This window comes from Micromonospora sp. NBC_01638 (genome assembly GCF_045209745.1).
Taxonomy (GTDB): Bacteria; Actinomycetota; Actinomycetes; order Mycobacteriales; family Micromonosporaceae; genus Micromonospora.
In genome coordinates, this window is the sequence record NZ_CP109273.1 from 2,199,131 (window position 1) to 2,213,405 (window position 14,275).

The 14,275-nt window shown below is 69.4% G+C and carries 12 protein-coding genes; 6 read left to right on the forward strand and 6 right to left on the reverse strand.

Going from position 1 to position 14,275, the window contains the following annotated elements; translation table 11 throughout:
- Positions 1-500 precede the first annotated feature (500 nt).
- The 5 genes from OG811_RS10410 to OG811_RS10430 all read left to right on the forward strand — a co-directional run bounded on the left by OG811_RS10410 (position 501) and on the right by OG811_RS10430 (position 6,331).
- Positions 501-3,032, forward strand: a complete 2,532-nt coding sequence (locus OG811_RS10410; RefSeq protein ID WP_406073738.1) for a putative bifunctional diguanylate cyclase/phosphodiesterase — start codon at positions 501-503, stop codon at positions 3,030-3,032.
- Positions 3,033-3,078: 46 nt separating this feature from the next.
- Positions 3,079-4,431: a glycosyltransferase 87 family protein gene (locus OG811_RS10415; RefSeq protein WP_406073740.1), complete on the forward strand. Its 1,353-nt coding sequence runs from the start codon at positions 3,079-3,081 to the stop codon at positions 4,429-4,431.
- A 41-nt stretch (positions 4,432-4,472) separates the two neighbouring features.
- Positions 4,473-5,105, forward strand: a complete 633-nt coding sequence (locus OG811_RS10420) for a phosphoribosyltransferase (RefSeq protein WP_406073742.1) — start codon at positions 4,473-4,475, stop codon at positions 5,103-5,105.
- Positions 5,106-5,127: 22 nt separating this feature from the next.
- Positions 5,128-5,517, forward strand: a complete 390-nt coding sequence (locus OG811_RS10425; protein WP_406073743.1) for a zf-TFIIB domain-containing protein — start codon at positions 5,128-5,130, stop codon at positions 5,515-5,517.
- A 106-nt stretch (positions 5,518-5,623) separates the two neighbouring features.
- The gene (locus OG811_RS10430; protein ID WP_406073745.1) at positions 5,624-6,331 is read left to right on the forward strand and encodes a maleylpyruvate isomerase N-terminal domain-containing protein; all 708 of its coding nucleotides are present in this window, start codon (positions 5,624-5,626) and stop codon (positions 6,329-6,331) included.
- 38 nt (positions 6,332-6,369) lie between these two features.
- On the opposite strand, the gene OG811_RS10435 is transcribed toward OG811_RS10430, so the two are convergent.
- Positions 6,370-6,750, reverse strand: a complete 381-nt coding sequence (locus OG811_RS10435) for a hypothetical protein (RefSeq protein ID WP_406073747.1) — start codon at positions 6,748-6,750, stop codon at positions 6,370-6,372.
- A gap of 615 nt (positions 6,751-7,365) precedes the next feature.
- Positions 7,366-10,188, reverse strand: coding sequence for a replicative DNA helicase (gene dnaB, locus OG811_RS10440; protein ID WP_406073748.1), 2,823 nt, complete (start codon positions 10,186-10,188; stop codon positions 7,366-7,368).
- Between the two features lie 395 nt (positions 10,189-10,583).
- On the opposite strand from dnaB, the gene OG811_RS10445 reads away from it, so the two are divergent.
- Positions 10,584-12,119: a hypothetical protein gene (locus tag OG811_RS10445; RefSeq protein ID WP_406073750.1), complete on the forward strand. Its 1,536-nt coding sequence runs from the start codon at positions 10,584-10,586 to the stop codon at positions 12,117-12,119.
- Positions 12,120-12,255: 136 nt separating this feature from the next.
- Here the strand turns inward: OG811_RS10445 and rplI are convergent, their stop codons facing one another.
- The 4 genes from rplI to rpsF form a co-directional block, all read right to left on the reverse strand.
- Complete coding sequence (gene rplI, locus OG811_RS10450; protein WP_272614341.1) at positions 12,256-12,702, reverse strand: 50S ribosomal protein L9; 447 nt, start codon at positions 12,700-12,702, stop codon at positions 12,256-12,258.
- Positions 12,703-12,716: 14 nt separating this feature from the next.
- The gene (gene rpsR, locus OG811_RS10455; RefSeq protein WP_051723758.1) at positions 12,717-12,998 is read right to left on the reverse strand and encodes a 30S ribosomal protein S18; all 282 of its coding nucleotides are present in this window, start codon (positions 12,996-12,998) and stop codon (positions 12,717-12,719) included.
- Positions 12,998-13,537: a single-stranded DNA-binding protein gene (locus OG811_RS10460; RefSeq protein WP_406073752.1), complete on the reverse strand. Its 540-nt coding sequence runs from the start codon at positions 13,535-13,537 to the stop codon at positions 12,998-13,000. Before OG811_RS10460 ends, rpsR begins: the two co-directional genes overlap by 1 nt.
- 81 nt (positions 13,538-13,618) lie before the next feature.
- A complete protein-coding gene (rpsF, locus tag OG811_RS10465; RefSeq protein ID WP_117668160.1) occupies positions 13,619-13,909 on the reverse strand; it encodes a 30S ribosomal protein S6 in 291 nt (96 codons plus the stop codon).
- Between the last annotated feature and the right edge of the window lie 366 nt (positions 13,910-14,275).

Genomic DNA, 14,275 nt, shown 5'->3' on the forward strand with positions numbered 1-14,275 from the left:
AGATTAGCGGTGACGGAATTCGGGGCCAAACCCGTTAGTGACGGCACGGAACCGGCGACATTCCGGCATGTGGCACAAATTCATCCGACAGGACCTACGCTGAGCCCGAACTCCGGATGAGGCCGACGAGTTTGCTCGTTCAGACTGAGGGACGACGGCGGGAGCGTGGACCCCGAGCGCATCTCCCGGCGGTGGTTGGCAACATGCGACCTGCAGACCGAACAGTGTGACCGCGCTCCGCATAGGAGCCATAGACACAACGTTACAAAACCCTCTATCTTGACTTATATTGCGCATACCGACATTTATTACTGCTAACCGCTTCGAGTTCGCCTTAGGCTCTCGCCACGAAAGACAGCCCGGGACGCAGAACCAAGTCCCGGAGGACGAGAGTGGAGGGAGCGTGCAATGCGCGGCAGCGACTGGCACTGACATTCGAGTGACACACAGCGGTAAGCTCCTGTCGTCAACATGTAACTGTCGGCAACGACAGGAGCTTCATGAGTCGGGTTGCATCCGAGAACACCACCAGCGCAGACCGGCGACTTTTGTTGCTCGTCAGCTTCATCGTCGTACTGGCTACCGGCCCGACGCTCATCGCTGTCGCCGACATGCTGGCGCACCCGCCCAACTCGGTGGGCGATGGGGCGACGATCGTCGCGCTGGCGTTCATGACGGCCCTCGGGACGATCATCAAGGCACCCATCCGCATCCGCTCGACCACGCATGCCATCACCTGGATCGAGGCGGCGATCGTGATCGGGCTCGCGGTGGCTCCACCTGCCTGGGTGTTGCTGGCGACCGGGGTCGGCGTCGGCATCGCGTCGGCGATCATGAAGCTTCCTTCGATCAAGACCGCCTTCGGCGTCAGCAAGAACATCCTGGTTGCCGGTGGAGCGAGCGCCACCGTGCTGGCGGTCAACTGGCAATGGCCACCCGTGGGGCTGATGGAGCTCATCGGCCTGTTGGGAGCCATCTACCTGGTCGCCGCCCTGTTGGACGACCTCCTGGCAATCCCGGTGATCGCGCTGGCGACCGGCACCCGGATCTCCCGTCAGTTCCTCAACAACCTTGACCTGCGGCTGGCCGGCTTCGGTGTGCGCTTCGTCGTCGCCCTCTGCACGCTATTCATCCTCTGGGCAGACCCCCGACTGCTGCTTGCCGTTCCGCCCCTGGTCCTGAGCCTGCACCTGGCCTACTCCGCGCGTATCCGGGGCCGCACCGAACAGCAGGCGTGGCAGCGGCTGGCCCGGACCACCGACGCGCTCAACGTGGTCGACCTGGACAACGTCCTCACCACCGCCGTTACCCAGGCCGCCGAGCTGTTCTCCGCCGACGAGGTCGAGATCGAGCTGCACGACGGCGGTCGCTCCGTACGCGGTGGCACCGGCGGCATCACCTTCGACGGTCCGACCGGTACGCCCACCGACGTGGACGGCACGGTCGTTCCCACGCCGCTGGAAGGGCATGACCGGACTGTCGATGTCGGGGTGCTGCGGCTGCGCTTCCGCGGCCCCGTGCAGCTCTCCGAGCGGGAGCAGTACACCCTGCGCACCTTCGCGTCCGCGCTCTGCACGGCCGTTCGTAACGCGCAGGCGTACGCCGAGCTGGCCCGGGTCGCCGACGAGCACGCGTACGCGGCTGCGCACGACGCGCTGACCGACCTGGCCAACCGCCGGCACCTCCTCGACGAGGGCACCGAGCAGTTGAGCGCCCGGCACGCGGACGGGGTGACGGCGCTGGTGCTGATCGACCTCAACCACTTCAAGGAGGTCAACGACACGCTCGGGCATGCCGCTGGCGACCAGGTGCTGGTGCAGGTCGCCGACCGGTTGCGGGGCGCAGCCCAGGCGAGTGACCTGGTGGCCCGCCTCGGCGGCGACGAGTTCGCCGTCCTCCTGCGCGGGCTGCCGGCCCCGGCGGTGGCCGCGCACCGGGCCGAGACGCTGCTCGCCGCTCTGCATGAGCCGTTCGAGCTGGACGGCATGCGGATCAGCGTCGAGGCCAGCGGCGGGATCTCCGTCGCCCCGTCGAGCGGTGGCATGGCCGAGCTGCTGCGCCGCGCCGACGTTGCCATGTACCAGGCCAAACGGGCCGGGCAAAGGATCTCCACGTACGCCCCGACCCGGGACACCGCCGACCTGGGCCGCCTCACCCTCGGGGGCGACCTGCCACGTGCGGTCGCCGACCACGAGTTCATCGTCAACTTCCAACCGATCGTCGACCTGGGCACCGGTGAGGTGACCAGCGCGGAGGCTCTGGCTCGCTGGCACCACCCCACCCACGGGATGATCGACCCGCTGCGCTTCCTGGAGGCGGTGGAGCGTTCGGGCCTGCTGCCGGCCTTCGCTGAAGCGATCCTCGACCAGGCGCTGATCGCGGCGGCCAACTGGCGCGACGCCGGCTTCGACATACCGGTCGCGGTCAACGTGTCCCCGCGCAGCCTGCTCGACGCGCGATTCCCGGGCTCGGTGCTGGCCCGCCTGCGCGCCCACGACCTACCACCGGACCGGCTGGTGCTGGAGCTGACCGAGACGCTGACGCTGAGCCAACTCGACGTGGTCGACCGGGTGCTCAGCCGGCTACGCGACGAGGGCGTCCGGTTGGCGTTGGACGACTTCGGCACCGGCTACTCCTCGCTCTCCCTGCTCTCCCGCATCCCGGTGCACGAGTTGAAGATCGACCGCAGCTTCGTGACGACGATGGAGAGTTCGGCGGAGGCCGCAGCCGTCATCCGCTCCACGCTCGACCTGGGCCGCAGCCTCGACCTGGCTGTGGTGGCCGAGGGCGTGGAGAGCGAGCCGCAGCGGCGGGCCCTCTGGGAGTTGGGCTGCGTCGCCGGCCAGGGGCACCTGTTCGCCCGGCCGATGCCGGCCGGCACCCTGCTCGCGGCGATGCAGCGCGGTTCGGGCGGTCGGCCGGGCACCCTGGCCGCGCCGTTGCACGACGCTGGCGCGGTGATCCGGTTGAGCCAGAACCGCCGCCAGGCCGGCCGTTCCCGCCCCGACCGCCTCCCGCACCTGCCCGCCTGATCTGGCGGCCCGGTGCGGGAGCAGGTCGGTCTGCCAGACTGGCGCCGTGATCGCCGACGACCCGACCGCCCGCCGCCGTCGCTGGCACTGGCGGACGCTCGACACCGCCGCCGGCGGGTTCGCCCTCGACCTCGGCCTCTACGCCGTCTCGGCCATCTTCGCCGCGATCACCGCGGTCACGTCGACCCTGCTGCCGCACCGAGCCTGGGGCGCGGTCGCCGCCGTCGGGTACCTGGTCGCGGCGCTGGTGGTGATCGCCCAGCTCCTGCTGCGTCGGCGCTCCCCGGCCTCCCGGCTGGTCGGTCTGCCAGCTCGCTGGGCGGTCACCAGTCTCGCCTGGGCGGGCACCGCACTGCTGCCCCTGCTCTGGCAGAGCATCGAGCGGGCCAGCGGGCGCACCGACCGGGCCCAGGAGGAGGTGCTGGTCGTGGAGCAGGCCGGCATCCGCCTCCTCGAACACGGCACGCCGTACCTCGGACCCGACGCGATAGCCGCCCTGCCACCCGGCGAGCAACTGCTCGGCTACACCCCGTACCAGCCCGGCATGGCGATGTTCGGCCTACCCAGAGCGCTCGCCGACACCTGGTGGACCGACTCCCGGGTCTGGTTCGCGGTGGGCACCGCGCTGGCGCTCGCCCTGGCCGTGGCCGCCCTGCGCAGAACACCGGGCACCACCGGCCACACCGCCACCGCCGGCACCGCTCACCGGCGGGACGCCGCGCTGCTGCGGGGCGTGCAGGCCGCCACCGTACTGCCGATCTGCGCCCTCACCCTCGCCACCGGCGGCGACGACCTGCCCGTACTCGCGCTCTGTCTGCTGGCCCTCGCGCTCGCCGCCGCCGACCGACCCGGTCGGGCCGGCGTCGCGGTCGGGCTTGCCGGCGCGCTGAAGCTGTTCGCCTGGCCGGTCGCCCTGGTCCTGATCGTCTGGGGCCTGAACCGGCGCGCCGGCACCCGGGTCGCCGCCGGCGCGATCGGCCTGCCCGTCGCCGCCCTCCTGCCGGCGATGCTGGTCGACCGCGACGCGCTGACCGAGAACGTGCTGCGCTTCCCCCTCGGCCACGGCCTGGTCACCAGCCCCGCGCAGTCGCCGTTCCCCGGCTACCTGATCGCCACCGCGCTGCCCACCGGCCGGCTGATCGCCGCCGCGCTACTTGTCGTGGCCGGCGTGGCCATCGCCGTCCGGCTCGCCCGCCGCCCGCCCCGCACCGCCGTCGCCGCCGCGCTGATCTGCGGGTACGGGCTGCTCGTCGCCATCGCTCTGATGCCCTCGACCCGCTTCGGCTACCTGCTGTACCCGTTGGCCCTGCTCACCTGGGCACCCGCCCTGCGCCGCCCGATCGACGCGCCGACCGCCCCGGCCCCCGCTGACCTGTCCGGTCGGACCACTTCGGCGTAACTGCCAGGCGGAAGGGCCCATCAGGGCGTAGACCTGAAGGCATGACGACGTACCACGACCGGGCCGAGGCGGGCCGGGTGCTCTCCGATCGGCTCACCGCACTCATCGGCGATCCGGACGTCGTCGTCCTCGGCCTCGTCCGCGGCGGCGTGCCGGTCGCCCGGATCGTCGCCGAACGGCTCGGCGCGCCACTGGACGTGCTGGTCGTCCGCAAGCTCGGCATGCCGTGGGCCCCCGAGGTCGCCTTCGGCGCGCTCGGTCCGGGCGGTGTCCAGGTGCTCAACGACGAGGTGGCCAGCCGACTCAGCAGCGACGACATCGCCGAGGTCAGCCGTCGGGAGCAGGCCGAGCTGGAACGCCGGGAGCGGCTCTACCGCGGCGGTCGCGCACAGTTGGACCTCACGGGGCGGACCGCGGTGATCGTCGACGACGGCCTGGCCACCGGCGCGACCGCCCGCGCCGCCGTGGCGGTCGTCCGCCAACTCGGGGCACACCGGGTCGTGGTCGCGGTCCCGGTCGGCGCGCAGGAGGCGTACGAGCTGCTCGCCGCCGAGGCGGACCAGGTCATCTGCGCCCAACGCCCCCCGGATTTCGGCGCGGTGAGCGTCTACTACGAGGACTTCCACGAGGTTTCCGACGAGGAAGTCACCGAGGCGCTCACAGCAACTGGTTAGGTCGAGCGGGTACCGTCGGGCGATGAATAGTCTCACCTGTCCCAAGTGCCACGGAGATATGCGCCAGTACGAGCGCAGCGGCGTCGTCATCGACCAGTGCGGGGAGTGCCGAGGCATCTTCCTGGACCGCGGCGAACTGGAGAAGCTGTTCGAGGCGGAGGCCAACTGGAGCCGCCAACAGGGTGGTGGCGCGCCACCGCAGCCCGCCCAGCAGCCGGCCGGCTACCCGCCGCCACCTCCTCCGGCGCCGCACCAGCCCGGTTACGGTGCCGTCCCGCCGCCGCCGCCCCCACCGCCCGCACACGGCTACCCGCCGGCGCCGGCCTACGGCCACCAGCAGCAGCACTACGGCTACCACGGGCACTACCGGCAGAAGAAGCGCAAGGGCTTCCTCGACGAGATGTTCGGCTGATCCCAGAGCCGACATTCCGCCCGGGTCGATCGACGTGTCGGCCCGGGCACATCGCCCACCCCGTCGATGGTTGGTGGGCGCGATCGTCCATGCGAGGGTGATCCGCATGACCGTGATCCGACCGGACGAGGCGCTGGCCCAGGCGTACGACGGGATCACCGCGGCCGTCGACGGCCTGGACGACGCAGGCCTGCAACGAACCACCCGCTGCCAGGGCTGGCTCATCGCCGACCTGCTGCTGCACGTCCTCGGCGACGCCCAGCGGGCACTGGTCGCACTGGCCAGCCCCGCCGACGGCCCCGCCGACGTCGACGACGTGAGCTACTGGCGCGACTTTCCCGGCGGCGATGACAACGCCACCCGGCACGCCTGGCGGGTCCGCCGATCGGCCGCCGCCTTCGACCGTCCGACCGGGATCGTCCGGCTCTGGCGGGAGACCGCCCCGGCGGCGGTCCGCGCCGCCGCGTCAGCCGACCCCGAGGGGTACGTGACGACGCAGGGGCACGTGCTGCGCGTACCGGATTTCCTCGCGACCCTGACCACCGAGGCTGTCGTGCATCACCTGGACCTGACCGTGGACCTGCCCGGCGCGCCGCCGCCCGGCCCACTGGCGGTACGAGTCGCGGTGGCGACCATGGACGGCCTGCTCAGTGACGACACCGTCCGCCCCCGCCTGGGACGACCACGACTTCCTGCTCAAGGCCACCGGGCGCGTGCCGCTCACCGAGCGGGACCGGCTGGAGTTGGGCGAGTCGGCGGGCTGGTTTCCGCTGCTCGGCTGACCGGCGACGTGACAACTTCCGCCTGCCTATGAAGGTCGGTCAACCGACTTGTCTGAGATGCTGCGAGGGATCAGTCGGACGGACAGCCGCTCAGAATTTTCTCTGCGGTTTTCGCCTTGCGCGCCAATGCAACTGGCGCTTCCGCGTACAGCAAGCTGATTATTTTCTCGGCAGGTCCACATGTCGTTCCGATCGTGTAGATCGATTTGTGGGGCCGAACGGAAAGACCGCAGATGCCGTGATTCCTGAGGAAGGCAGCGAACGCGTCCAAGAGGCGTTGACTTCCCACCAACCTGAATTGCGCGAATTCCGACAGCCGAGGACCCGGCCGGCGATAACTTCCAACCGAACCGTCTCCATCGACGACACCACGCCAGAAGTCACGCGACTCGTCCAGTCGTTCGCCGAGCGGGCCTTCGTATCTCCCAAGAGCGATCATGCGCTCCGCCAAGCGGGTCGAGCGCACCGAGAACTGGCACGACCCCTGTGTGGGGTTAGTCCTTGCTGCTTCGCTTCGCGAAGCGGCCCTAATCGGGAGGAAGTAGGTCTACTTCCGAGTTAGGTGCTGAGATGCTGCTGCTCGAACCTAGGAACGTACGGAGCAAGACAAGGTGCTCGCGGTCCCGTTGGGCGAGCCCAACGGAGATCTGCGGGAGATGACCTGCGCGGTACGTGACGCACCCGTCCGCGAAGAGAAACCCGAGCCAGTAGCACGTTTCCGGCGTCAACAGGTCAACCGCGTCGTGCCGAAGCGTGTGTACGACCCTCCGAATCACTACGCCGCGCCGTACCAACAAACCCCGCATCCCCGGCGCCGTGAGTCCGAAATTCTTCGCGACCTCCGTCAGCGACAGGCCCTCGTTATACAGCCTGACCGCCTCCACGCATTCCGAATCGGTCAGCTTGGAAACTGCCCGTGCCGGCACCCCTCGCCGGCGCAATAGACCACGGATCGCCTGCCGGCTGACGCCGTACGAATATGCGATTCGAGTGAGGCTCTCGCCCTTTGCCGCACGCTGCACGGCATCCTCGATTTGCGAGGGCGTCAGACGAAAACCCGTGCTTCTCATCCGATGGCCATGTCCACGAACCGCGACAGGTGCAACTGCGCCGCGACGGTTACCGTGTCAGTTGGCCCATTTCGATGCTTGGCAATTATGAAATCCGCCTCGCCCGCCCGCGGCGACTCCTTGTCGTAGTAGTCGTCACGGTGCAAAAGGATTACAACGTCAGCATCCTGTTCAATTGATCCACTTTCACGCAAATCGGATAGCTGGGGTCGCTTGTCCGTGCGCTGCTCGGGGCCACGGTTCAGCTGACTGACCGCGATGACCGGGCACTCGACCTCCTTGGCCAACAGCTTCAGGCCACGGGAAAGGTCTGCGACCTCCTGCTGGCGGCTCTCGGTGCGCTTCGGTGAGGTCATCAGCTGGAGATAGTCGACCACGATCATCTTGAGGTCGTGCCGCTGCTTGAGCCGACGAGCCTTGGCCCGGATCTCCATCAGGTTCATGCTCGGCGTGTCGTCGACGAAGAGCGGCGCCTCACTGATCTCGCCCATGCACCGGGCCAGCTTGGTCCAGTCGTCGTCGGAGAGTTGCCCACTGCGCAGCACGTGCAGCGGCACCCGCGCCTCGGCCGAGAGCAGTCGCATGACGATCTCGACCTTGCTCATTTCCAGCGAGAAGATCGCGGCGGCCTGGTTGGCGCGGATCGCAGCGTGGCGGGCAAAGTCCATGCTAGCCGTGCTGTTGTGGGTAGGAATCATTGCCCGGCTGGCCAGGTAAAGATGCTCGGGGTTGTCGACCGTGACGCACCGGACCGGCACGCTCGGCGCCGGCCGGACGTCGACGATGAACCGCGAGGTTGTTCGGACGTCGGAGGCGGTGCGGCGGCGTTCGGCGTGCGCATCCCGCTTCCGTTTGAGGCGGAAGATGACATCCGGCGTGGAGAAGTTCAACGTGTACGCGATGGACGACTCGGGGGTGCGACCGCGTACCGGCTTCGCGTTGACCGTGCAGCGGTAGCCGAGGCTGACGATGAGCTCGCGCACGTTCTCTGCCAACCGCTTCGAGGTCGACGTGTACTGAAGGTTGCCGGCGGGGGCGACGGTGCCATCGGTGTCCATCAGCCCAGCCAGCAACGCCCGGCGCTGAGCCTCGGAGGCGCGCAGGTAGACGCCCGGGATGTGCTTGTCTGCCGCCACCCCGATCTGACGCAACAGCCCGAGGAAGGAGCCGTTCCGGCTGTGGCAGCCGGCACACTTCATGGTTGCTGGATTCGCACGCAGCGCCCGGGTCGAAACGCCGCAGTCCACGCAGACGCCGTTTTCACGAGCGGCAGGCTCAGGCGGCAACCGGACGGTGTAGACCATCGGCCCGCTGGGCCGAACGGCGAAGCCGTCCGCCTCGACCTGCGTGACCATTTCCGGATCTGCGGTGGTGAATCGGCTGGCCGCGGTGTGGCCGTCGCCGAGCCACGCCCCCAACGTGTAGGGCGGGACCAACAACTCCCGGTCCGGAAGGTGAAGGGGAGCGCTGTTCCGTACGGCGTGGTTGAGCCGTCGTTCGGCGGTGTCGGTACGCAGCGTGGCCGCGATCTCGGCAGTGGTCACGACACCGTCGTGATCGGCCCGGCTGTCAGCATTGACCTCCCGCTCGGCCCGTTGAAGAAGCGCGCTCAGAAGCGGGCCGGCCGGATAGCCGGGCGCAGTCCAGTTCCGTGGCTTGCCGCTGCGGACGACAGGGCGGCTGCTCCGGCCGATCGACCCGACCTCACGGGCGACGGTGTGCAGGACATGCCGGAACTCCGGCCCAACCTGCTCGATCGTGTCGAAGAGTGTGATCGGCTGGTTCTGCAGGGCGCTGAGCCTCTTGTTTGCCGCACGTAGGTTGGCCAGCGACGACTCGGGCCAGTGCCGCCTTTGCCGCGCCGGCCCCTGCCACCGACTCACGCGGCTGGTGGTCTTCCACAGGTGCTCCGCGTCGGCCACGATGACCGTGCCGTCGGAGAACTCGACCTCGTAGCAGGGACGGTCGTGCATGACATCGAAGGCGTGTGTGACCGTGGTGGGGCTACCGTCTGCCGCTAGCAGTTGATCACCCGCACGGACCTCGCCCATGGTGGTCCAGCCGTCCGGGGTCGGCAGTGGGGTGTCGAGCGCGAGTGCCTTTCCCAGACCGGGCCTTCCGGCCACGATGATCAACTGCCCGGCGTGCAGGCCGTTGAGCAGTCGGTCCAGGTCGCTGAAGCCGGTCGGGACGCCCGTCATCATGCCGCCCGACGCCCCCACCGCCTCGATCTCGTCGAGCGTCGGCTGCAACATGTCGGCCAGGATCGCGAAGTCCTCGCTGACCCGGCGTTCGGTGACGTCGTAGACCGCCTGCTGGGCGAGGTCCACGACGTCGTCGACGTCGCGGCTGCCGCCGCTGGCGGTGCCGTAGCCCAGCTGCACGATCTTGGTGCCGGCCTCGACCAACCGGCGCAGGACCGCCCGTTCGCTGACGATCCGCGCGTAGTAGGCGGCGTTCGCGGCGGTCGGCACGCTGGCGATGAGGGTGTGCAGGTAGGGCGCGCCGCCGATGCGTACCAGGTCACCGGAGTCGGCCAGCGCCGCCCCGACCGTGATCGAGTCGGCCGGCTCACCCCGGCCGTAGATGTCGAGAATGATGTCGAAGATGGTGGCGTGCACCGGCCGGTAGAAGTCGTTGGTCTTGAGGATCTCGACGACGTCGGCGATGGCGTCCTTGGAGAGCAGCATGCCGCCGAGGACGCACTGCTCGGCGGCAACGTCCTGGGGAGGGGTCTTGTCGAACTGGCCGTCCCGCTGCGCGGGTGGCTGGCCACCGCCGGAGCGTGGCTCTGCCCGCATGTCGTCGGTGACCGACACGGGTACCCCCTCCACTGCGCCGGATCCGATCCCAGCTCTACCGCTGAGGTGCGACACTTCCGTCCGACCGGGCCGGTCGATCGGGGGCCATCGCCGGCGGTCGAGGGCCAACCATACGGACCCCGAGGTCAGAGACTCAACAACGCCGGTGGACGAGCCTCGGGACAACCTGTGGATGCCGGGGGACAGCATGTGCGCAGTGTGTGGACAACCTGTGGACAACCACTGGGGAATTCTCAGTCATACGTCGTTGACCTGCGGAAACCTCCTCCCCAGCCTGTGGAGGAGAATATTTCGGTCGGGCCTGTGACACGATCGTCCCGTAGTATCTCCAGCGAACGGCTACACCTGGACAGCGGATTCCGCTTTCGGTTCAGAAGGGTCACACTCCGGCCGTGAATTACCGGGACTGGGGACGCGGGGAGGGCAGCCCGCACGAGCGCCAGCCGACCGCCTCGTGGAGTGAGCGCGCGGCGTCCCTTCCCGTTGACCCGTATGACGAGGACGGGCGCTACCGCACCTCCAGCCGACGGCGTGCCCAGGACCGCGGCCAGGACGAGCCCGTCGACGCCTACCTGCCCCGGTGGGCACTGGAGTCGGGAGTCCGGCACGCTGACGGCGGCGGCCGCCACGCGGCACCGGACGAGCGCGAGCCCGAGCCCGAGCCCGAGCGGCCAACGTCCGGTGCCGGCCCCCGGTACACCGAGTCGCGGGGCAGCCGGCGGCGGAGCGGCGAGACGGGTTGGCCGGAGCAGGCGGCGATCGGCGCGGCACCGGAATCGGACCACACCCGAGAGTGGACGCTCGACCGTCCGCAGGAGCAGGGGTACGCCGGTCGCCGACGTGCCGACGCCGGGGAGGACGAACCGGTCTCCGGCGCTGTCCCGGACCGCCGTCCCCGCCGTGCGCCCGCTGGCCGCCCGCAGGTGATCTGGTCGGGTGGGGATCTGGAAGCCGCCCCGACCGAGCCGGCGCCTGAGCAGGACGTGAGCCGACCCAGCCGGCGCAGCCGCCGTGCGGCGGAGGAGTCCTGGTCCCGGCCGGCGGCCGACCCATGGGCACGCGGGTCGGACCGGGTGGCTGAGCCCGAGCCGTCGTACCCGCCCGCCGTGGATCCGTGGGACGCCTCGGGCCTGCACGCGTGGCCGCCTGCGGACGCTGCGGACCTGAGCGGGCAGTGGTCGGCGGTGGAGAGCCTCGGTGGCTGGGAACGGTCCGACCGCACCGGCCAGTGGGAGCGGTCCGCGATCGAGGACGACCAGTGGGACCGTACGATGCCGCCGCGCTCCGACCGGTCGGTGGCGGCCGAGGGTTGGCCGCCCCGGGACGACGGGTTCCTGTCCGGCGCTCGGCTGGCCGATGATGACCCCCGTTGGACGGATCCGCCGACGTCGGCGCCCCGGTCCCCGGTGGTGGGCTACATCGCTCCGCGCCCGCGCAGCGTGCCGGTGCCGAGCGGGGGTGCGCCACGGCGTCGGGCGGACCGGCCGACGGTTGGGGCGGCGTCGGTGCGTCGGCGGGTCGAGTCGGCGGCCACGGGCGCCTGGGCACGGCGCCTGGAGGACGACCTGCTCGACCCGGACCCGGGTGGGTCCTTCCGGCCGTTGCTGTACACCGCTGCCTGTTACCTGGTGCCGGCGGTTCTGATCTTCGTCTGGCTGTTGACGCTGGACAGCCAGGCACCGGCTGGTTGTGTGACCGACATCAGCGGGGGCGGGTGCGACTCGCCCCGGTCACGCGCGTTGGAGTCGCTACTCGCCGGCTCGCCGCGCTTCGGGTTGGCGCTGGTGAGCAGCCTGGTGGTGGCCGCACTGCTGCGTCGGGTGGGCACGACGTGGCGCTCGGCGACCATCGCGCTGGCTGCCGCCGTGGTGGGCGGCGGCCTCTCCACGGTGCTGATCAGCGCGGTGACCGGTCAGCCGATCGGCTGACCGGCCTGCGGGTCGAGGCCACACCGGGCGGGCCGCGCCCGTATCAGGCCGGGCCAGGACCGGGGCCCCGAATGGCGTACGCACGAGAGCCCGCACCGATCGCTCGGTGCGGGCCCTCGTGGTGGTGTTGCGGACGTCAGCCCTGAACGACGTTCAGGTTGAACGACGCGGTCACCTCAGGGTGCAGCTTGATCTTCACCGGGTAGGTGCCGATCGACTTGATGTGACCGGGCACCTCCAGCCGCCGCCGGTCGAGGACCGGGCCGGTGGCCGCCTTGACGGCGTCGACGATCTCGGCCGGAGTGACCGAGCCGAAGAGCCGTCCGCCGTCGCCGGCGCGGACCTTCAGGTTGACCTTGAGACCCTCGAGCTGAGCCTTGACCTCGTTGGCGTGGTCGAGGTCGCGGATCTCGCGGGCCCCACGGGCCCGCTTGATGACCGTGACCTGCTTTTCCGCGCCCTTGGTCCAGACGATCGCGAAGCCCTGCGGCAGCAGGTAGTTACGGCCGTAGCCGTCCTTGACCTCGACGATGTCGCCCGGGGCACCGAGGCCGGACACTTCCTGAGTCAGGATGATCTTCATATCGGTGCCTCCTCTCAGCGGGTGGTGGCCGTGTACGGCAGGAGCGCCATCTCACGGGCGTTCTTGACCGCACGGGCGATCTGCCGCTGCTGCTGCGAGGTCACGCCGGTCACCCGACGAGCGCGGATCTTGCCGCGATCGGAGATGAACTTGCGCAGCAGCGCGGTGTCCTTGTAATCGATGTAGGCGATCCCGTCCTTGTCGAGCGGGTTCACCTTCTTCTTCGGCTTGCGCAGTGCCGCAGCCTTGGCCGTTGCACGTGCTCCTGGTTTGCGATCGCGAGCGCTAGGCGCCATTAGAACGGTGGCTCCTCGTCAAAATTGGCGCCCGAACCGGCACGCGCGGGAGAGGGAGCAGCCGAAGCCCAGGGGTCGTCGAAGTTGCCTCCGCCGCCACCCTGACCGCCACCGCCACCTTGACTGCCACCGAAGCCGCCGCCAGCACCGCCGGAACGGGACATCTTCTGCACCTTTGCCGTGGCGTAGCGCAGCGACGGGCCGATTTCGTCGACCTCAAGCTCGATGACGGTGCGCTTCTCACCCTCGCGGGTCTCGTACGACCGCTGACGCAGCCGGCCCGACACGATCACCCGAGCGCCACGCTGCAGCGACTCGGCGACGTGCTCGGCGGCCTGCCGCCACACGGTGCATGCGAGGAACAGCGGCTCGCCGTCCTTCCATTCGTTCGACGCCTTGTCCATGAAACGGGGCGTCGAAGCGACTCGGAACTTGGCGACCGCCGCCCCGGAGGGGGTGAACCGCAACTCGGGGTCATCGGTCAGATTGCCGATGACCGTGATGGTGGTGTCTCCTGCCATGACCATCTCCTCGCGCACTCAGCGTCTCGTCGTACAGGCTCGCAGAGCCGTGCGACAGAGTCGCGGAGGCTGATCCGGACGAACCGGGGTTTGAATGCTTTAGCGCATTTCCGGTCGGATGACCTTGGTGCGCAGCACGGACTCGTTGAGGCGCAGCTGACGGTCCAGCTCGGCCACCGCAGCAGGCGTGGCCTGCAGGTCGATGACGGCGTAGATGCCCTCAGCCTTTTTGTTGATCTCGTACGCGAGGCGCCTGCGGCCCCACACGTCGGTCTTCTCAACCGAGCCACCCGCGGTCCGAATCACGTTCAGGTACGTGTCGAGCGACGGTGCGACGGTGCGTTCCTCGAGGCTGGAGTCGAGGATGACCATTACTTCGTAATGACGCAAGACGTGCTCACCTCCTGTGGGCTAAGCGGCCACGGTCCTTCCGTGGCAGGAGGTCGTGCGTCGCTGCCCGCACGTGCCGGGGGAACCCGGCCGGACGCGGACAACCTGGCCAGGATACCCGGTCCGGACGATCATGCCCGGGGAGGTCGGGTCAGCGTTCCGACGTGCTGACGGGGGTCCACCGTCCGACCGTCTTCCGGCCGGTGGTGGACCCCCGTCTACAAGGCCGCGGGGCGTCCGGTCCGCATTCCTTGGGTGGGACCTGGGGAGGAACGACCACACCGATGAGGTTGGACCGAAGACGCCCCGCGGAGCTTTATCGTGTTGTTATCTGACGATACAACGGCACTCGTACCTTGTCGGGGG

Coding starts and splice junctions, on each gene's coding strand:
- OG811_RS10410 (WP_406073738.1), top strand. CDS start 501: ATGAGTCGGGTTGCATCCGAGAACACCACCAGCGCAGACCGGCGACTT.
- OG811_RS10420 (WP_406073742.1), top strand. CDS start 4,473: ATGACGACGTACCACGACCGGGCCGAGGCGGGCCGGGTGCTCTCCGAT.
- OG811_RS10425 (WP_406073743.1), top strand. CDS start 5,128: ATGAATAGTCTCACCTGTCCCAAGTGCCACGGAGATATGCGCCAGTAC.
- OG811_RS10430 (WP_406073745.1), top strand. CDS start 5,624: ATGACCGTGATCCGACCGGACGAGGCGCTGGCCCAGGCGTACGACGGG.
- rplI (WP_272614341.1), bottom strand. CDS start 12,702: ATGAAGATCATCCTGACTCAGGAAGTGTCCGGCCTCGGTGCCCCGGGC.
- rpsR (WP_051723758.1), bottom strand. CDS start 12,998: ATGGCGCCTAGCGCTCGCGATCGCAAACCAGGAGCACGTGCAACGGCC.